The following is a 19,156-nucleotide window of genomic DNA, read 5'->3' as shown; positions in this document are numbered from 1 at the left end:
TCAGAAAACATCTGACTTCACTTCTCAAATCGTTTCTAAATAATTATCACGAATGCGCGCTACATCTATCCCCAAAACCCTTTCCAGATAATGCTGCATGCCGCCGTGGTCATCATCGATCACTTGCTGGGCAGCATCCAGATAAGCCGCCTCGACCGATAGCAACGGTGCCATTACATCCTTCGGTAATCGCAGCTTTTTGACTTGTTCCTGTAGTTGCGCATTCCCCGTGGTGTTGCTGCGATTGGATTCCAGGTAATCGGCAATAATATCCGCGTGATCGATGCCGAGCGCGGATAGCAGCAGAAGACTAGCGAAGCCAGTCCTGTCTTTTCCGGCCGTGCAGTGATAAAGAATAGTGTGATTTTTCTCTGCCAGCTGTAAAAAACGCCGGTATTGGGCTTGGTATCGCACCGGAAAATCGCGATAGAACGCGATCATGAATGCACGACTGTCATCCGCGGTGCCATTCTGCAATGCAGATAGAACAGACAATTGCGACAGATTGCCCACCATGATCGGATCAGCGATCCAGTTAAACACATGTGCAAATGGCGTCTCCGCAGATTTCTTTTCACCATCAGTTCTAAAGTCAATCACCACATCCAGATTAAAGCGCTGTAATTGCGCGATATCAGTCGCCGTAGCCAGCCCGGGATTGGCGCTGCGAAGTAGTCGTCCGGTTTGAATCCGTCTGCCATCCGACGCGATTTTCCCGCCAAGGTCGCGAATATTCTGCACCTGTTGGAATAAAGATTGCAGCTCGGCTGGTGAGTCGTCAATTGACGTTTCTGTAGCGGCTGGCGATGTTGGGTTTTGTGACAAAAAGATCTCCTTAATGATTGAAGCGTGTAGCGCAAGAGCTAATTGAACATCCGCATCACACTTATCCCGCCGATAGAAAACGATGGGATTCAACTGGATGCGGCGCTACACATCAGACGCTACAGAAGCCGCTAGTTTACTGCAAACCGGCCGCATGACACATTTAGCGATAAGCGTGACGATTTCTTCGCCAGCATTCTCATGCTGAATTCCTACTTATAAATGCAAAATCCTTCGTTCAGAATTTATTCGAATTTTGGTTTAATGAATCACTATTTTTTATTGCCACTCGTTGTTCAGTTTTTGATGAAAGATACACATTATTAAGATTGGTCATGTCAGTCGTTACGCCGCAATTCATCCGCACGCAAATAAAAGGAATGCCAGCCTTGCCAGATTTTTCAACAGCAGCACATCGTATACAGAGCGATACCGAGGCGATCGCAATAGCCCAACATCTGGCGCACGATTTTAAGCAGGAAGCTGTGGTTCGAGATCGCGAACGACGTTTACCGGTCGCTGAAATGGTACGCTTCTCTACTAGTGGTTTAGGGGCAATCACCGTTCCGTCATCGCATGGTGGTGCCGGAGTATCGTGGGCGACCCTGGCAGAGGTAATTAGAATTATTTCGGTCGTCGACCCGGCGATTGGGCAAATCCCGCAAAACCATTTTGGGATATTGAACGTTCTTGAACAAACGGGCAGTGAAAGCCAAAAAATATTTTTTTATAATGCGGTACTAGGTGGCGCACGACTAGGAAATGCAGGCCCCGAACGGACCACTAAAAACGTCCTGGATGTTGGGACGCGCATTACCAAAATAAGCGGTAATGATAATAACTATCTATTAAATGGCAGGCGCTTTTATTCAACCGGCGCTTTATTTGCAGATTGGATTCCAACTAAAGCGTTAGATGAATCTGGCCGCAGTGTATTTGTGTTTGTTGCACGGCAAAGTCCAGGATTAAGCATCGTGGATGATTGGTCCGGGTTTGGTCAGCGCACTACCGCCAGCGGTACAGTGATATTCGATCAGGTGCGCGTATCTGCGCAATGTGTCGTCCCTCTCGAAAAAATCGTTGATCAGGCCAATAATACTGGTCCGGTATCGCAATTAATACAAGCGGCGATTGATGTCGGAATAGCCCGGGCAGCGTTGGAAGATACGGTCACATTTTTGCACCAAAAAAGGTGTACACCTGACGATAGCAGTCTTGCACTTGATACCAGCGATCCTTTCATTGTTAGTGATATTGGTTCGCTATTTATACGCCTTCACGCCGCTGAGGCATTGTTGGAACGTGCCGCCATTACCCTTGATCAAATGGTATCGCCGATCAATTTTGAACAGATGGCCGAGGCCTCCGTTAATGTCGCCGAAGCCAAGGTGCTGACGACTGAAATTGCATTAGACGCCAGTGAAAAATTGTTTGAACTGGTTGGTTTAGAAACAACGTCAGCTAAATATAATCTTGATCGTCATTGGCGCAATGCACGGGTTCATACCCTACATGATCCGGTTCGATGGAAATATTTTTCGGTTGGAAATTATTACCTTAATGAGATTGCGCCACCTCGTCACGCGTGGAGTTGATAGAACTTTTCATCTGTTGTGATCTATTTTGACGCTCTCTCACAACATTACTTTACTATTTTTTGAATAGACCTCCGATGCCAAATAGCACTACTTTTTTAGCACCAATACCCAACGCGACCGTTGAAAAAAAGCCATTTTCTCAAGTCGATAAGGGGCGGGTCGTTTCGGTCATTACTAGTGATGATGAAGCGCTCGTCATTGCGCGCCAGCTTGCGGCTGAATTTTTAGTTGAAGCGGGACTGCGTGATCAGACCAGACAATTGCCGTGGAATGAGTTGGAGCGCTATGTATGCTCCGGGTTATGGGCTATTTCCATTCCCAAAGAATATGGTGGCGCCGGCGTGTCAAATGTGACGTTGGCGGAAGTTATTGCCATCATTTCCAGTGCCGATGGGTCAATTGGTCAGATTCCGCAGAATCACTTTTATGCGGTTGAAATTTTACGTGTCAACGGAACCGAATCGCAGAAACAATTTTTCTTTGAACGGGTGTTGCTAGGTGACCGGTTTGGGAATGCGCTGGCGGAACTTGGTACGCGAACCTCGCAAGATCGCACTACAAGATTAACCCGGGATGGCAAAGGCTTCCGCATCAATGGCCGCAAGTTCTATGCAACTGGCGCGTTATACGCCGATTGGATACCGACTTCAGTCATTGATGACGATGGTATCCAGCAATTAGCTTTTGTTCCGCGCAGTGCAGAGGGTTTGACGATTACCGATGACTGGTCCGGGTTTGGTCAACGCACTACCGGAAGTGGTTCAGTGCTATTAGAAAATGTTACGGTTGATGCAAATCACATCGTGTCGTTTCAAGCAGCTTTTGAACGACCTACCCATATCGGGCCATTTGCGCAATTGCTTCACGCAGCAATCGATTTAGGCCTGGCGCGGGCAGCGATCACCGACACGATCGGCTTTGTGCGGAGCCGATCCAGACCTTGGGTCGATAGCGGGGCGCAACGTGCGTCCGAAGATCCACTAACGATTCATGAGGTCGGTAATCTGACCATTCATCTTCACGCTGCAGAGGCATTACTAGAGAGAGCAGGGCGCTGGGTAGATCAAGCGGCGGCACATCCCGACGAGGAAAGCGTTGCTGCGGCCTCTATAGCAGTGGCTGAAGCGCGGGTATTGACCACTGAAATTTCCTTATTGGCAGGTAGCAAGCTGTTTGAATTAGCAGGTTCGCAATCGACTTTAGCAGAACATAACCTCGACCGCCATTGGCGTAATGCCCGTACGCACACGTTGCACGATCCGGTTCGCTGGAAGTATTTCGCTGTTGGAAATTACTATCTCAACGGTAAAAAGCCACCGCGTCACGGTGCAATTTAGTGTTGGATAGTATTTAGTCTTTGATCTCAATTAAGTTCGATGAAGCCTTATTCTAGATCATGGTATTTCTATTTTTATTTCCATTTGTATTTATGGAGATTCCGTTGAATTGAATCAACATGCAAAAAAAGAAAATTGTTCTCAACGCATTCAGTATGAACTGCGTGAACCATATTAACCATGGACTATGGACGCATCCGCGCGACGAGTCCGAGAATTATAACGATATCGCGTACTGGACAGATCTGGCAAAGTTGCTGGAGCGCGGTAAGTTTGATGGTTTATTCCTCGCCGATATTGTCGGCGTCTATGACGTCTATCAGGACTCCGTCGATTTGACCTTACGCGAGTCGATTCAACTGCCGGTCAATGATCCGTTGATGTTGATCTCGGCTATGGCGTATGTCACCGAGCATCTCGGCTTTGGCGTCACGGTCAATCTCAGCTATGAGCAGCCTTTCCTTTTTGCACGCAAGCTATCGACATTAGATCATCTGACAAAAGGACGCATTGGCTGGAATATTGTGACGGGTTATTTGGAGAGTGCCGCGAAAGCAGTCGGCTTGTCGACCCAACTGGATCACGATCAACGCTATGACCGCGCTGATGAATTTATGGAAGTGGTGTACAAGTTATGGGAGGGTTGCTGGGAGGATGAAGCCGTCCTGCGTGACCGCACACGTCGTATTTATGCACAGCCAGACCGTGTCCATAAAATTAATCATCATGGTGATTACTATCACGTTGACGCGATCCATTTGAGTGAACCCTCATTGCAGCGGACGCCAGTACTTTATCAGGCTGGCTCATCGGGTCGTGGCCAAGTCTTTGCCGGACGCCATGCCGAAAGTATTTTTATTTCCGGTCAAACTAAAGAAGCAGCCCGTGAGCTAGTCGCCAGCGCGCGTCAGGCCGCTATAGCGCAAGGCCGCGAAGCCAACGACGTGAAAGTTTTCATGGGGTTGACGGTAGTGGTGGCACCTACTGAAAAAGAAGCATGGGATTTATATCGCGAATACAGTGAGTACGCCAGTCCGGAAGCAGGACTGGCTCATTTTTCCAGCGGAACTGGTATTGATTTTTCAAAATACGAAATGGACGAGCCGATACGCGCCGTCAAGAATAATGCCATCGAATCGCTCACCAAGGCGATTACAAATCCAGGCCTTGAATGGACCAAACGAAAGTTGCTGGATCAATTGGCTTTGGGTGGACGTTACGCCACGATTATAGGATCGCCTTCGCAAGTTGCCGATGCGCTGGAGGATTGGATGCGTGATACGGATATTGATGGGTTTAATCTGACGCGAACAGTCAGTCCGGAGAGTTTTGTCGCCTTCGTCGATCTGGTTATTCCGGAACTACAGCGGCGCGGCATATATAAAACAGACTACGAGGAAGGGTCGCTGCGCCAAAAAATGTTTGGCAACGGTAATCGTTTGCCCGAGCAGCATATCTCGGCTCGATATCGTCATTATGATCGTGCGAATTCTGTGCTTGATGTGGCCGTATAGATATTGGGCTACGACAGTTGTTCATGCGGCGGCGGACGATAGAGGAAAATTAATTCGTTCGACTACCGCAATGGATTGCCTCCGGTATTGCTCTACCAAACCTATTAGGGACCCCAAAGATTGGGGTCTTATTTCGGGTTAAACCAGCTATCAGTGCGCCAAAAAATGTCTTGCTCACTGAAATAAAGAATCTAATTTATTAATATATTTAAAGGGGAAAAGTATGTTTCGTCGGTTTTGGTCTACCATTGCAGCGGTGTTATTATTCGCCGCAAGTATTAACGCCTTTGCAGAAGATAAAGTCATCAGAATCGGCGCTACCAGCGGGCCGCAAGCACAGGTTTTGGAAGTTGCTAAACGGGTCTTGGAGCGGCAGTCGGGCGTCGTTCTACGCTTATACGTAGTTCAACGTTTGGTTCAGTACCTTGGCCTTTTGTTTCCGCAAGTCCAAGATCACACCAGAATATAATTAAGCAAGCCAGGAATTTCATTGTTCGAACGTTTTTCATCACTGTAATCAGCGTGGAAATGGCTCTGGCTGCGCAATTTTAAAAAATATTTTATTGTAGCCAGACTTTTCTGAGGTGTTATAAATGACAAATACTTCGCCCAGACTTAGAATATTTTTTTCTGAAATGGCAGTGACCAATCCGGATTTATTCGCTTTAAGGTTAACTTTTCCAAGAGCGTTGTAAATAATATTCGGGCTATTCGTAACATCAGTGACCAGTCCATCCGCCTCGATCATTTCGACGGTAACTTGAACATTTTTCCCGCTGATAATCGGAATGGTATTCGCGTTTATTGTAACTCCTGCTTCTTCCTCGCTTGAAAATGGTATTTTTTCCATTTCTCGCTCTCCGAGAAAAACACGTCCGTCTACACTGATGCGCAGCTCAACATTGGGGCCAGTGCCTTGGTATTTACGAATGGACTCGGCAAATACCTGACTAGAACATAATATTATTACAAAAAAAACCAAGGCTATTTTCTTCATAAAATAATCTCCAAATAATTAAACTTATAAGTTTTCCCGATTGGACTGACATACTCGTCGTACGTCATTTCGATTGTTCGTAACGATCCATTGCGCAAAAAATGCAGGGACGATGCTATTCGTTTCAGCGACGCATTCGTTAATAATTTTTCCTACTTTTCGCCAGTCGTCATCGGTACCACAGCCATTGATATTGAGTGCGCTTTGAATATCTTGTGCTACGTGATATTTGGCCATGTCGCTTTCGCAATTTTTATTTGCGACATAAGTAGGAAGCAACCACGATTGATTCTCACAAGCCTCCATCACTTTTTTCCACTCTCCTGATTTATCTAAAAGCGGCTGCACAAACGCGGGTACAACCTTGGTAAGCCAATCTGTGTTTTCCATTTGCAAGCGACTACCACAGCTGTATTTCGCAATACAAATTTGGCCGGTGTAAAACCCCTTTATGGCACTGTCGTCTGGTACGTTTACTTTTTGCAAATCTTCGACGGGCGAGTAGCAAACATCGTCGGGTTTTATGTAGAACAATCGCATTTGGTCCGATGCAGAACATGCGCCAACGCTGCCTTTCACTGTTAGTTGATTGCTGCCTTCCTGCAAATTGATCGAAGCGGTACCTAAACCGAAAAACTGCATGAGTGCGGTGAAGCTTCCGCTCCGAGAAAAAAAGTTGCTCCGTTCAGGCTTGCGGTAGCCTAGCCCTGATCGCCGACGATAGTGGATGCGCTTCCGGTGCCGGTAATGCGGGTTCCCGCCGATCTCAACACGGCGTTCGGGGCGGGAGTGGTGAAATTAATATCGCATAGAAGTGCCTGCGGTTTCACTGCTGGTGTCTAGGCAGCGTCAAGTGGCGTGATTTTCTTATGCGCATGTGCGGTAGAGAAAAACATTAGTGCACCAATAAATATCAGCCGTTTTAAAAACCGAATTGTCATGTTTTTCTTTCTTATCGTGTTTCTGAGCCGTCAGAAGCGCTTGCGTTTTCATTGCTGATGTCTGGGCGGATTCAGCTGGCGTGGCTTTCGCGTGTGCATGTGCGGAAGAGAAAAAAATTAGCAGACTAATAAATATCAGCCGTTCAAAAAAACGCATCGTCATATCTTTCTTATCGTGTTGCCGGTCCGTCTTCAATCCAATTGTCAGTAGTTGCAGCAATGAATATCAACCACTACATCAATCGATAACGCAGGGCGGAATACAATCTGTCTTGTTAGTTTTAATTTGGAATTGTTCCCGTAAACGGTTAAATAATGTGGTTGTTAGAGGCTTTTATCTAGGTAGATAAGTTCACTTTAACGCGAAAAAGTCGAAAGAATTTTCTCGATTTAACCAAGAAAAATCTAGGTGAATTTTTTTGAAGAGCATAGTAAATGACAGAGATTCAATACTTTTTTGATCTGGTACTGTCATAACGCAGCTGGTGACGTGACGCACGCGGCGTACTACTTAAAAGGCTAAAATATTTGACCGACGAGGGAATTTATTTGTACGCCACTACCGACGATTGAAATGTTAATCAAAGTGGAATGATGTCACCCGTTAGGTTTCAGGGCGCATTGAAACAGCGATTCAAATATGCTCGAACGGGATATATAAATGGAGGCGTTGTTGAGATGATCGCTGCGTGACACGCATCACGTTGCATGATGATTTTTCGGTGATTTGTTCGGGATGTACGCTAGTTTAATTATTGATTTTTTTGTGAAGAAATCGCTTCAACCTCCGCTAAATCTTGCTGGTCTTTGGACCAAATACCATTAGCTACTACTGATGGTTTACAGGTTATCTGTTCGCCATCAGCAGGATTTACTTAGTACTTCATCACCACATAATCACCCGTTCCGCCGGTGCCAAATACATCTTATCCCCCGGTTTAACATCAAACGCGCTGTAGAAGCCAGGCTGGTTGGCAAGCGTGCCGTTGCCGCGAAATTGCGGTGGTGAATGGGGATCGATTTTTACGTAGACGATGGCTTGTGCGTCGCGCACCTTGCCGCGCCACACTTGCGCCCATCCCAGATAAAAACGTTGGTTGCCGGTCATGCCATCGATCATTGGCGCGGTTTTTCCCGCTAAGGATAACTGATACGCTTTGTAGGCGATGGTCAGGCCAGAGTTGTCGGCGATGTTTTCGCCGAGGGTGAGTTCACCATTCAACTTATATCCGGGTACCGGACTGTAAGCGCCATATTGCGCGACTAATGCTTTGGTTTTCACTGCGAATTTCTCGTGATCGTCTTTGGTCCACCAATCGCGGAGATTGCCGACTTCGTCGTATTGACTGCCTTGATCGTCAAAGCCATGGCTGATCTCGTGACCGATTACCGCGCCGATACCGCCATAATTAACCGCATCGTCAGCCTTGGCGTTAAAAAATGGTGGTTGCAGAATAGCGGCCGGAAATACAACTTCGTTGAGTTCCGGATTGTAATAGGCGTTGACGGTTTGTGGCGTCATGCCCCATTCGTCGCGATCAACTGGTTTGCCCAATTTGTCAATATTGCGTTGATACTCAAAATCATTAGCCCGCATAATATTGCCGACCAGATCGCCTTTTTTGATCGTGAGTGTTGCGTAGTCACGCCACTTGTTCGGATAACCGATCTTGGTCATCAACGTTGAAAGCTTTTTCTCCGCCTGCTGTTTGGTGGCCGGTCCCATCCAATCCAGCGTGTGGATACTTTCCCGATAGGCTGCGATCAGGTTGCTGACCAGTTTTTCCATGCGCGCTTTATTCTCCGGTGGGAAGTATTGCGCAACATACAATTCACCTAATCCCTCGCCAAGCGTATCTTCCACCATTTTTACACCGCGTTTCCAGCGTGGTTCGTTCTGTGGAACGCCGCGCAATACGCTGCCATAAAACGCAAAGTTTTCATCAACATAAGGCTTGGATAGCGATGAGGAAAATCTACTCAGGACATGCCATTTAAAATAGGCTTTCCAGGCATCCATCGAAGTCGATTCCAGCACATGATCGAAGCCTTCAATATAGCTTGGCTGACTGATCACCACGTACGATATTTTATCTTTCAGTCCAGCTTCTGCCAGATAGCTATTCCAATCGTTATGCGGTGCTAACGTTGGCAACTGGCTTAATTCAACTTTGTTATACGTTTTAACCGGATCACGATTTTGGACCTTGGTCCATTGCAGTTTTGCCAGCGCGGTTTCCAGCGTGAGTATGCTGGCTGCATTTTGCGCTGGGGCTTTGTCGCCAGCCAGCGTCAGCATCTTTTCGATGTGTGCAAGATATTTGATCCGCGTCTCTTTCAGCTTCGCATCGTCATCTTTGAGGTAGTAATCCCGATCAGGCAATCCAAGGCCACTTTGTCCCAGGTCGACAATGACTTTGGTGGAATCCCTGGCGTCCTGATGGATCCCGATGTCATAAGGGACTTTGACGCCGATGCGTGATAAATGCGCGATCATGCCAGCGATTTGTTTTTTGTTTTGCAGTGCATCAATCCGCGCAAATTGCGTGGTTAATGGCGCAACACCTAGTGCGTCGAGTGTATTTTCATCCATGAAACTTGCATACACGTCGGCGATTTTTTGTTCATTTGAACCAACTTTGACTGTCTTGTTTTTGCTTACAGAGTCAACGATAGTGCGTAGTTGATTTAACGAATTTTCGCGTAATTCATAAAAAGAACCCCAAGACGATTTATCGGCGGGAATCTCAGTCTTTTTCAACCATGTTCCGTTGACGTAGCTATAAAAATCATCTTGAGGACGCACCGCCGTATCGGCGTTATGCATATCGATGCCAGACATTAATGGCGTAGTTGAGTTTGTCATTGAGGTTGTCATAGTGGTGGCGAAATGCGCTCCTTGGGAGGCATCGGCAGCATTGCTTGTGCCGGTGGTAATCATCGTTAGTCCTGCTGCGGCGATGAGAGTTCTAGTCATAATACGATTCACGGTTAAAAAATCCTTTGCGAGATTATTCGGAGTGTAGTCTGAAATAAGGCGGTATGCAGAAAGCGCTGTCCAAGACTGAGTTCCAAGACTGAGTTCCAAGGATATCTTAGGATGAGAAAGAAGGGCGCTTACAGCCTTGTAGTGTGGCAAAAATAAAAGACACCATTTGGCGCAGGTCAAACGTCGCGCCGCGGTAAACGCCACCAAGGTGTTCCTCATCTATGATTGTCGATTACGATCATGCGGGATAGTCATTAGCGGCGATAAGTACTCTCTTTGGTCGGTGGGCCGTTGAAATCACTACCGATTGCGTACAAGGAAATCACAATCCGTGCGGGTTCGGTAGTTCTGGTCAGAATAACTTTGCTGACCGGAACATCATCGACCACGCATTTGTTGCGTCGATCGATCCTTAACTCGACAACCGAATCGTTGGTGGCGACGATTGTATGGTTAGCCCGTTTGCAGTTCGGTGCATTCAATATCTTGTTGGAAACGGAGAGGGTCTCGTCCGTAGCGTAATTGACATTCGGAACGTCTGCGGACAGGCTTTCGGTCCACGTCCCTTTTGCCCATTGCGGCATAGAAAAGCCCGATAAAGAAACCGATGATACTGGCGTCGCTAATAAGCTAGGGAACACATCGTGTGCCATTTGACGGGTTAAAAACAGCTTTAGATGCGGCGTTTTGAGAGGGGCCATTAATTTGACGGTGCTGACGACGTTGCCATTCAGGCTAATTGTTAAATCTTCGTTGAGCGCGTCGCGAGTGACATCTTGCAGGCGGTGCAGGGCGGCCGGAGTAAGTTTTACGCTCAGCGCAACAAACTCCGTATCGTTTTGGCCCTGGTCGCGAATATTGAGATTAATTTCTGCAAAGTCGCGGTCTGATGAAAAATCAATTTCGGCAGCGTTAGCTGAGATAACTAAGAACGCGCTCAACGAAAGCATTAGAAGCTTAAGCTGCTGGCACCGTCTGGACATTATTTTCTCTCCAAAGCGCATTTTATCGGCATCCATTCGTATAATTATTCGATCTTACACAGATACTGGGAGAAAAGACGGTATTTGTACTATGACCTTGGCAGACCAGCGCTGACGTGACAAGGTGTCGACCCAGGTCGCTCACGTGATCGATTAGTGCGTGGCCTAGTGCGCCATGTCGTTCGTCATTCGCTATCCATAAAATTGGAGTCATAGAACGGGATGAAGTTCACTTGCCTACAATCGGGAGAAGTGGTTCTGGAAAATATTGAATAGCCCCATTCCAGTTGTTTGTCCTACAATGCATGCGATAACATGAAATATAAAGAAACGGCTATATAAGATTTCAAAGCAGCCGTTAAAGACGTTGTACAAGACATAATATAAAAACGTTGCACTTAATGAAAGATAAGATGACATCTATAGCACAGCAAGAGCTTTCACCTGCAGACGACCGCCGCAAGCGTATTTTTGCAATTGTGGGTGCCTCATCCGGCAATCTGGTTGAATGGTTCGATTTTTATGTCTATTCATTTTGTGCAATCTATTTTGCACCGGCTTTTTTCCCCAGTGGTAATTCCACTACGCAATTATTGAATACTGCTGGCGTATTTGCCGCTGGATTTTTGATGCGCCCGATTGGTGGATATGTTTTCGGTCGCCTTGCCGACAAACGCGGTCGCAAGACCTCAATGATGGTTTCCGTGTTGATGATGTGCACGGGATCGTTATTGATCGCCTGCCTGCCAACCTATGCCACCATCGGTGCTGCCGCACCCGCGTTGCTACTATTTGCGCGTTTGTTGCAGGGCTTGTCAGTTGGTGGCGAGTACGGCACCAGCGCAACATATATGAGTGAAGTCGCACTAAAAGGACAGCGCGGATTTTATGCATCGTTCCAATATGTGACCTTGATTGGTGGTCAGTTGCTGGCGGTATTGGTGTTGGTTATTTTGCAGCAATTGCTGACGACTGAACAACTGAAAGACTGGGGATGGCGTGTTCCGTTTGTACTAGGTGCTTGTGCAGCTGTCGTAGCGCTGTATTTGCGTCGCTCGCTGAATGAAACCTCGACCACAGACTCGCGCAAAAATAAGGATGCCGGAACCATCGCGGGACTGATGAAGCATAAGGTTGCCTTCATGACGGTGATCGGCTTCACTGCTGGTGGCTCGTTGATTTTTTATACGTTCACCACATACATGCAAAAGTATCTCGTGAACACCGCAGGCATGAACGCCAAAACAGCAAGCGCGGTCATGACTGGCGCGCTATTGGTTTATATGTTGATGCAACCGTTGTTCGGCGCGCTGTCGGATAAAATCGGACGGCGCACCTCAATGATCTGGTTTGGTGCGCTGGCCACGCTGATGACAGTGCCAATTTTGCACACCTTGGCCAGTGTGACCAATCCTTACGCGGCCTTTGGGTTAGTTATTCTGGCGTTGGCGGTGGTGAGTTTATATACCTCGATCAGCGGCTTAATCAAGGCAGAGATGTTTCCACCCGAAGTGCGAGCGCTGGGCGTTGGATTATCTTACGCGTTGGGTAATGCGGTATTCGGCGGTTCGGCTGAGTTCGTGGCCCTGAAACTTAAATCGATTGGCATGGAGTCGACGTTTTACTGGTACGTCACTGCGCTGTGTGCGATTGCGATGATTGTTGCGATTCGCATGCGCGATCCGGGTACCGAAGGTTATTTGCGGCACGAGAATTAACACCAAAATTGGTGGACGCCTGAACCTGAAGTGGCAGTTATGTTTCGATTCAGGTGGCAACTTGGTGATGGTTGATATTGAATAAGTGTCGATTAGTGCGTGGTAAGTAATGAATGGCAAATGGCGAGTAGTAAAGGATGAGTATTAAATGACGAGTATTAAATGAGGAGTAGCGAATGCGTAACCGATGAGAGCTGAAAGCCTTCTCTCATTGGCAACGCGAAAGCACGTAAATGATCGCTGACCAGATGTTGAACAGCGCATCATCCTATCTGCGACATTTTTAATGATGTGGGCAATACAGTAATTTATTCGGAGAAGTGATGATGAAGCAGTTGTTATTGATTGGAGGCGTATTCGCCTTTTTAGTTTCCGGTAGTGCGTTGGCAAACGCAGATCTTGCCAAAGCCAAAAACTGTATGGCGTGCCACTCTATTGGCAATAAAATTGTCGGTCCAGCCTTTAAAGACGTGGCTAAAAAGTATGACGGACAACCGGATGCAGAAGATAAGTTAGTCCAAAAAGTATTGAAGGGCGGCTCCGGCGTGTGGGGTCAAATACCAATGCCTGCCAACGCACAAGTCAGCGATGCAGAAGCGCACACGCTGGTTAAATGGATATTGTCATTGAAATAGGCGATTGATCAGCGATTGATTAGCGCTTAACCATCGGTTGCGGGCAGATCGCTGAGGCGCGCAGGCATGAAAGAACGTAAAAAAGGGTGCTCATTTGAGCACCCTTTTTTTGTAAACAACAGAGGAAAAAAAATAAACAACGAAATCGACTGCGGACATTCGCAAACGGTATGTTGAATTTTCCCCCTGTTTATTTCGTACTATGAGACACCAAGTTACTGACTTACTTGGTTACGCTAATAAGTGTGCGTTGTCCCGCTTTATACGTATACAACGTCAATGTCGCATTTTTCATATCGCCGTGCGTATCGAACGCAATCGTGCCGGTAACGCCTTTGTGATTGATCTTCGCCAAAGCTGGCAAATAGACTTTTGGATCGGTGGAGTTGGCTTTTTGCATCGCCTCCACCATCGTCATCAACGCATCATAAGCATACGCCGCATAGATCACTACTTCGTGCCCATAACGCGCTTTGAAGGCCGTCTTAAACGCGTCTAGCGCCGGTCGTCCGGCATCAGGAACACCGCCCGCTTCTGCGCAAATGACTTGATCGTCGGACAGCGCATCGCCAGCCAGTTTAGGCAACTCCGTGGTGCAGATGGCATCGCCGCCCATCATTTTTGCCTTGATCCCTAATTGCTTCATTTGACGCAACATCGGCCCCGCGCCAGCATCCAGACCGCCGAAGAAAATCACGTCAGGTTTCTTTGCCTTGATCGCCGTCAAAATCGCGCTGAAGTCGGTTGCCTTGTCGTTGGTGTATTGGGTCGCAACAATATTTGCACCGGCTGCCTTGGCGCGCTTGGCAAACTCTTGCGCCAGACCTTGACCATACGCCGTGCGGTCGTCGATCACGGCGATATTTTTGGCATGCAAAGTCTGGACCGCATAGCGTCCCAATGCGCCAGCTAACTGACCGTCGTTTGCCACAACCCGGAACGCGGTGTTATAGCCTTGTAGCGTGTATTTGGGATTGGTCGTGCCGGGGGAAATTTGCGGAATCCCCGCGTCGTAATAAATCTTGGATGCAGGAATACTGGTGCCGGATTGCAGATGACCGATGACGCCCTGGACCTTGGCATCGACCAGTTTTTGCGCTACTGAAGTACCTTGTTTTGGATCGCCGCCATCATCTTCTGTCATCAATACAAATTTAATTTTCTTGCCACCTATCGTCAGGCCTTTGGCATTCAATTCTTCGACAGCCATATTCGCACCGTTTTGCAGATCCTTGCCGACGTACGCAATGGGGCCAGTTGTCGGGCCAACTTGCGCCAGCTTGACGATTTGTTCTTGCGCACATGCGGGACCAGAAAGTGTCAATGAAAGCGCCAGTGCAGCGACAGCAGATAAAGAAATGACAGTTGTTTTAGATGACACCGTAGTTCCTCCTAAGGATTTCAAATGTGAGGGTATGAATGTAAAAGCGATTATCGTTGATCATCCGTCATGACGTTTTATGCCATTTTTATGACGTTTAACACTGCTTCACAACGTTCCACTATGCGCTGTGCCCGTTGGATGTCTTGGATGCAGTGTCCGCGACAAACATTGTAAATGAGCTTCTGCCAAAATTCGTTATTTGCGATTCGATAGGGTAACAATTTCACCATACCGATCAATGATTTAGTTATCTACGGTTATTAAGCGGCCGTTCGGCACGCTGGGATAGAACTAGTGTGCGCCTCAATAATACGTTACGAACGAGATTTTTTAATCTTCTGTTTGTCGACACAATCCGCTTTTTTGCCGCTACTTTTAGATCGGAGCGGTTTTTCATCAGGCATCGAAAGAGCAGCGTTAAAGCAGGGAAAGGACGATCGATATTCATTGAGCGCCATCAAAGCAGGAAAACACAACTTTACCGTATCGTAAAAGCGACAGTTAATTCAGGCGGTTATTACCATGAGAGGTTCTCTGTATTTTGTGCCGAGATTTATCTCTATCCCGTACACGATTCATCTTTTCATCATCGCTTTCACGACAAGGAATGTGTTTTCAAAGTACAAATTTCGTGTATTGACACATAAGTAATCCCCCTAACTGCCTCGAGCGCATTGCTAATTCGTCGAAACGTCGAGTTATAGTCGTTTCATGCTATTGGGCATCGTTTCTGCAAAATAGTTTTAGCAAATCGGCGCATGTATTCCATGCGATTTTTTTGCTAAGTAGTTTCCATAATTATTCACAAAAAAGTTCTATTTACGAAGGGCGAACCGAATTTTTTCGGCGCCATTACTGGGGAGTTTACGTATGAAATTTGCGCATTATAAACGGCAAGTACAAAAGGGTTTTACACTCATCGAGTTGATGATTGTGGTGGCGATTATTGGTATTTTGGCGGCTATTGCGGTGCCAGCTTATCAGGACTATATGCTCAAGGCTAAATTTTCCGAAGTGTATGCGATGGCAGCGCCATACCAACTTGCGGTGGGCATGTGTATTCAGATGGCTAATGGAAAGTCAGATGATTGTAATGCAGGCGAGAATGGCGTTCCTCCTGCGATGGCGACGGCGACGTTGCATGTTGCATCGGTTGAGGTCTCTAAGGGAATAATTACGGTAAAACCAACGGCTACTACGAATGAAGGCTCAACATTGGTTCTTAATCCCACTTACAGCACTAACGCTATTACTTGGGATAACAGTAAAAGTGGTTGCTTAAAGACAGTTGATAAAACACCGCCACTTTGCACTGAAGTTAAAGCGGTTGGAGCAGCATCAGCATCAGCATCAGCATCATCGTAAGCTCTCGCTTTTATTGATCGCAATTCGCGTGTTAAGACGCTAGTTGTAAATACCTTACTTGGTAACCGTCAAAACGGTGCGTTGTCCACCTCTAAAAGTATAGACGGTCAACGCACCATTTTTAATATCGCCATTCGCGTCAAAACCGATTTCGCCTGTCACGCCTTTGTGAACAATCTTCGCAAGTTGTGACAGGTATTTTTTTGGATCTGCTGAGTTTGCTTTTTGCATGGCGTCTGCAATGGTCATGACTGCGTCGTAGGTATAAGGCGCGTATTGTTTGATCTCGCTGTTATAGCGTTTCTTGTAGGCTGCTTTGAACGCATCCAGTTTTTTCTGCCCCGATTTTTCTACGCCACCCGCTTCTGCGCACACCACCTGATCATCACGCAAGCTGTTGCCAGCTAATAGCGGCAACTGATTGGTACAGATCGCGTCGCCACCCATCAACTTTGCGTTTATTCCGAGCATTTGCATCTGACGCAACATCAATCCGGCGCTGGCATCAATGCCGCCGAAGAAAATTAAGTCCGGCTTTTTTCTTTTGATAGTAGTCAGGATCGCATTGAAGTCAGTCGCTCTGTCGCTGATATATTGTCGCGTCACGATGGTGACACCGGCGGCTTTGGCGCTTTTGATAAATTCGTCAGCTAATCCTTGTCCATAAGCGGTGCGATCATCGATGACCGCAATGTTTTTTGCGGTGAGCGTTTTTGCGGCATAGCGTCCCAACATGCCGCCAAGCTGACCATCGTTGGCGACTACGCGGAATGTCGTATTAAAACCTTGCTGCGTATATTTGCGGCTAGTCGCGGAGGGCGATATTTGGGGAATACCCGCGTCGTAATATATTTTTGATGCAGGGATTGACGTCCCGGACTGAAGATGGCCGATCACGGCCTGGACTTTTGCATCGACTAGTTTTTGGGCAGCGCTGGTTGCCATTTTCGGATCGCTGCCGTCATCTTCTGCCAACAGAACGAATGTCACTTTTTTACCGGCGAGGGTGACGCCTTTGGCGTTCAACTCTTCGATGGCCATGCGCGCACCATTTTCATTGTCTTTGCCCATATGAGCAACTGGTCCAGTCAGTGGGCCGACGTGGCCGATTTTTACCAGCTGTGTCGGCGCAAACGCTTGCCCTTGGGCCGATGCGCTATCTGCGGTGATGACCAACGCCAGGACTGGAATTATTACAACAGCGATCATCGCCGACAATGGATCACGTCTGACATAAGCTTGCATGACTTTTCCTCTGAAAATAAAAACGGAGACGTTCACTTGCTATGCGATGCCATGCAGAGCCAAGCGAAGAGTGCTTGTTTAATGTGAAATACACATGTGAAGTGCATGTCACGGTGTTTTATCGGGATGGCTGTACATTCCGATCATCACTAAAAAGGACTGGAAACCGTTCGATGGCAAGATTTTACACAAGCAAGATAGCAGACGCCAAATAGGGCATGCTATTTATGGGAAAAGAGTATAAAGCGAATGATATTTAAAAAGATCCGCTGTGAAGACGGACGAAAAAAAACGCTTCGGTGTTGAAGCCGAAGCGTTTTGAGAGTGTATATGATCGATAGCTTAAACTAAATGTAGCGAGGGTTTATTGCGATCAAGGTTAACTTTCTAGTTCACCGTTTGTCGCTCACCACTCACCACATACCGATCAATGGTTGCCGCACTTTATTTAGTCACAGCCAGCAACGTACGTACGCCGCCTTTGTATGTGTACAAAGTCAAAGAACCGTCTTTGATATCGCCTTTTTTATCAAAAGCGATATTGCCGGTCACACCTTTGTGACTGATCTTAGCCAGGAAAGGCAAATATTTTTTAGGATCGGCAGACTTGGCTTGCTGCATCGCTTCAACCATGGTCATCAATGCATCGTAGACGTACGGTGCGTAGATCACGACTTCCTGGTTGAATTTCTTTTGGTAAGCGACTTTGAAGTCTTCCAGTGCTTTTTTGCCAGCGTCTGGTACACCACCAGCTTCGGCGCAGACTACCTGATCATCCCGCAGGCCTTCGCCAGCCAGTTTGGCCAACTCTGTCGTGCACAGGCCATCACCGCCCATGAATTTAGCGTCGATACCAAGTTGCTTCATCTGACGCAACATCGGGCCACCGACTGCATCCATACCACCGAAGAAAATCAGGTCAGGCTTTTTGGCTTTGATCGATGTCAGAATCGCGTTGAAGTCAGTTGCTTTATCGTTGGTGAACTGGGTTGATACGATAGTAGCGCCGTCTTTTTTAGCACCTTTCGAGAACTCTTCTGCAACACCTTGGCCATACGCAGTACGGTCATCAATGACCGCGATGTTTTTGGCTTTCAGTTTGTCGACAGCGTAACGACCTAAAGTACCGCCCAATTGACCATCGTTAGCGACAACACGGAAAGCAGTGTTAAAGCCTTGTTGAGTGTATTTTGGGTTAGTGGCAGATGGTGAAATCTGTGGAATACCAGCATCAAAATAAATCTTCGATGCAGGGATAGTAGTGCCAGAGTTCATGTGACCGATAACGCCATTAACGTGCGAATCGACTAATTTCTGTGCAACAGTTGTCGCAAGTTTAGGATCGGACGCATCATCTTCACCATCCAAAACGAATTTTACTTTTTTGCCGCCGATCATGGTGCCTTTGGCGTTCAGCTCATCGATCGCCATTTTCGCGCCATTTTCATTGTCTTTACCAATGTGGGCGTTAGGGCCGGTGAGTGGGCCAACGTGACCGATTGTGACGACTTGTTCTTGTGCGAATACTGAACCAGCAAGTGCGAACGCAATGGCGCCAACTAAAGGAAGCATTTTGGTCTTGATCTGCATGAATTTCTCTCCTGAGGATTTAAAATAACACTAAG

General features: G+C 47.1%; 16 protein-coding genes. 7 read left to right on the top strand and 9 right to left on the bottom strand.

All coding sequences use genetic code 11. The features are described from left to right. Positions 1 to 24: 24 nt before the first annotated feature. Entirely contained in the window at positions 25 to 825 is an 801-nt protein-coding gene (locus tag QN379_RS00530) for a tyrosine-protein phosphatase (RefSeq protein WP_322235972.1), read from the bottom strand. Between the two features lie 335 nt (positions 826 to 1,160). On the opposite strand from QN379_RS00530, the gene QN379_RS00525 reads away from it, so the two are divergent. The 4 genes from QN379_RS00525 (at position 1,161) to QN379_RS00510 (ending at position 5,743) form a co-directional block, all read left to right on the top strand. Beyond that, on the top strand, positions 1,161 to 2,420 hold the full coding sequence (locus QN379_RS00525; protein WP_323505738.1) for an SfnB family sulfur acquisition oxidoreductase: 1,260 nt from the start codon (positions 1,161 to 1,163) through the stop codon (positions 2,418 to 2,420). Between the two features lie 77 nt (positions 2,421 to 2,497). After that, on the top strand, positions 2,498 to 3,760 hold the full coding sequence (locus tag QN379_RS00520) for an SfnB family sulfur acquisition oxidoreductase (RefSeq protein WP_323505737.1): 1,263 nt from the start codon (positions 2,498 to 2,500) through the stop codon (positions 3,758 to 3,760). A 119-nt stretch (positions 3,761 to 3,879) separates the two neighbouring features. After that, a complete protein-coding gene (locus QN379_RS00515) occupies positions 3,880 to 5,274 on the top strand; it encodes an LLM class flavin-dependent oxidoreductase (protein ID WP_323505736.1) in 1,395 nt (464 codons plus the stop codon). Positions 5,275 to 5,497: 223 nt separating this feature from the next. Continuing rightward, positions 5,498 to 5,743 carry a hypothetical protein gene (locus tag QN379_RS00510; protein WP_322235980.1) on the top strand — a complete coding sequence of 82 codons (246 nt, stop codon included), beginning with the start codon at positions 5,498 to 5,500 and terminating at the stop codon, positions 5,741 to 5,743. A gap of 48 nt (positions 5,744 to 5,791) precedes the next feature. Here QN379_RS00510 and QN379_RS00505 read toward each other — a convergent pair whose 3' ends face one another. The 5 genes from QN379_RS00505 to QN379_RS00485 all read right to left on the bottom strand — a co-directional run bounded on the left by QN379_RS00505 (position 5,792) and on the right by QN379_RS00485 (position 11,220). Continuing rightward, on the bottom strand, positions 5,792 to 6,271 hold the full coding sequence (locus QN379_RS00505; RefSeq protein ID WP_323505735.1) for a hypothetical protein: 480 nt from the start codon (positions 6,269 to 6,271) through the stop codon (positions 5,792 to 5,794). Between the two features lie 24 nt (positions 6,272 to 6,295). Next, positions 6,296 to 6,811 (bottom strand): hypothetical protein, encoded by a 516-nt coding sequence (locus QN379_RS00500; protein WP_323505734.1) that lies wholly within the window; start codon positions 6,809 to 6,811, stop codon positions 6,296 to 6,298. A 161-nt stretch (positions 6,812 to 6,972) separates the two neighbouring features. Further along, the gene (locus QN379_RS00495) at positions 6,973 to 7,101 is read right to left on the bottom strand and encodes a hypothetical protein (RefSeq protein WP_323505733.1); all 129 of its coding nucleotides are present in this window, start codon (positions 7,099 to 7,101) and stop codon (positions 6,973 to 6,975) included. Between the two features lie 997 nt (positions 7,102 to 8,098). Then, positions 8,099 to 10,189, bottom strand: a complete 2,091-nt coding sequence (locus QN379_RS00490) for a M13 family metallopeptidase (RefSeq protein ID WP_322235986.1) — start codon at positions 10,187 to 10,189, stop codon at positions 8,099 to 8,101. Positions 10,190 to 10,455: 266 nt separating this feature from the next. Beyond that, positions 10,456 to 11,220 carry a hypothetical protein gene (locus tag QN379_RS00485; protein ID WP_323505732.1) on the bottom strand — a complete coding sequence of 255 codons (765 nt, stop codon included), beginning with the start codon at positions 11,218 to 11,220 and terminating at the stop codon, positions 10,456 to 10,458. 377 nt (positions 11,221 to 11,597) lie between these two features. Here QN379_RS00485 and QN379_RS00480 point away from each other — a divergent pair, with 377 nt between their 5' ends. Continuing rightward, positions 11,598 to 12,902 carry an MFS family transporter gene (locus tag QN379_RS00480; RefSeq protein WP_323505731.1) on the top strand — a complete coding sequence of 435 codons (1,305 nt, stop codon included), beginning with the start codon at positions 11,598 to 11,600 and terminating at the stop codon, positions 12,900 to 12,902. A 326-nt stretch (positions 12,903 to 13,228) separates the two neighbouring features. Then, the gene (locus tag QN379_RS00475) at positions 13,229 to 13,537 is read left to right on the top strand and encodes a c-type cytochrome (RefSeq protein WP_322240463.1); all 309 of its coding nucleotides are present in this window, start codon (positions 13,229 to 13,231) and stop codon (positions 13,535 to 13,537) included. A 223-nt stretch (positions 13,538 to 13,760) separates the two neighbouring features. Here the strand turns inward: QN379_RS00475 and QN379_RS00470 are convergent, their stop codons facing one another. After that, the gene (locus QN379_RS00470; RefSeq protein WP_323505730.1) at positions 13,761 to 14,918 is read right to left on the bottom strand and encodes a branched-chain amino acid ABC transporter substrate-binding protein; all 1,158 of its coding nucleotides are present in this window, start codon (positions 14,916 to 14,918) and stop codon (positions 13,761 to 13,763) included. Positions 14,919 to 15,791: 873 nt separating this feature from the next. On the opposite strand from QN379_RS00470, the gene QN379_RS00465 reads away from it, so the two are divergent. Further along, positions 15,792 to 16,286: a pilin gene (locus QN379_RS00465; RefSeq protein ID WP_323505729.1), complete on the top strand. Its 495-nt coding sequence runs from the start codon at positions 15,792 to 15,794 to the stop codon at positions 16,284 to 16,286. A 54-nt stretch (positions 16,287 to 16,340) separates the two neighbouring features. On the opposite strand, the gene QN379_RS00460 is transcribed toward QN379_RS00465, so the two are convergent. Together QN379_RS00460 and QN379_RS00455 are read right to left on the bottom strand one after the other, a co-directional pair. Further along, positions 16,341 to 17,531: a branched-chain amino acid ABC transporter substrate-binding protein gene (locus QN379_RS00460; protein ID WP_323505728.1), complete on the bottom strand. Its 1,191-nt coding sequence runs from the start codon at positions 17,529 to 17,531 to the stop codon at positions 16,341 to 16,343. A 444-nt stretch (positions 17,532 to 17,975) separates the two neighbouring features. After that, a complete protein-coding gene (locus QN379_RS00455; RefSeq protein ID WP_322235998.1) occupies positions 17,976 to 19,121 on the bottom strand; it encodes a branched-chain amino acid ABC transporter substrate-binding protein in 1,146 nt (381 codons plus the stop codon). Positions 19,122 to 19,156 lie beyond the last annotated feature (35 nt).

It is taken from the genome of Glaciimonas sp. Gout2 (genome assembly GCF_035018905.1).
In the GTDB taxonomy this organism is placed as follows: Bacteria; Pseudomonadota; Gammaproteobacteria; order Burkholderiales; family Burkholderiaceae_D; genus Glaciimonas.
Note: the sequence above shows the minus strand (reverse complement) of the source record. Positions and strands in the feature narration are given on the sequence as shown.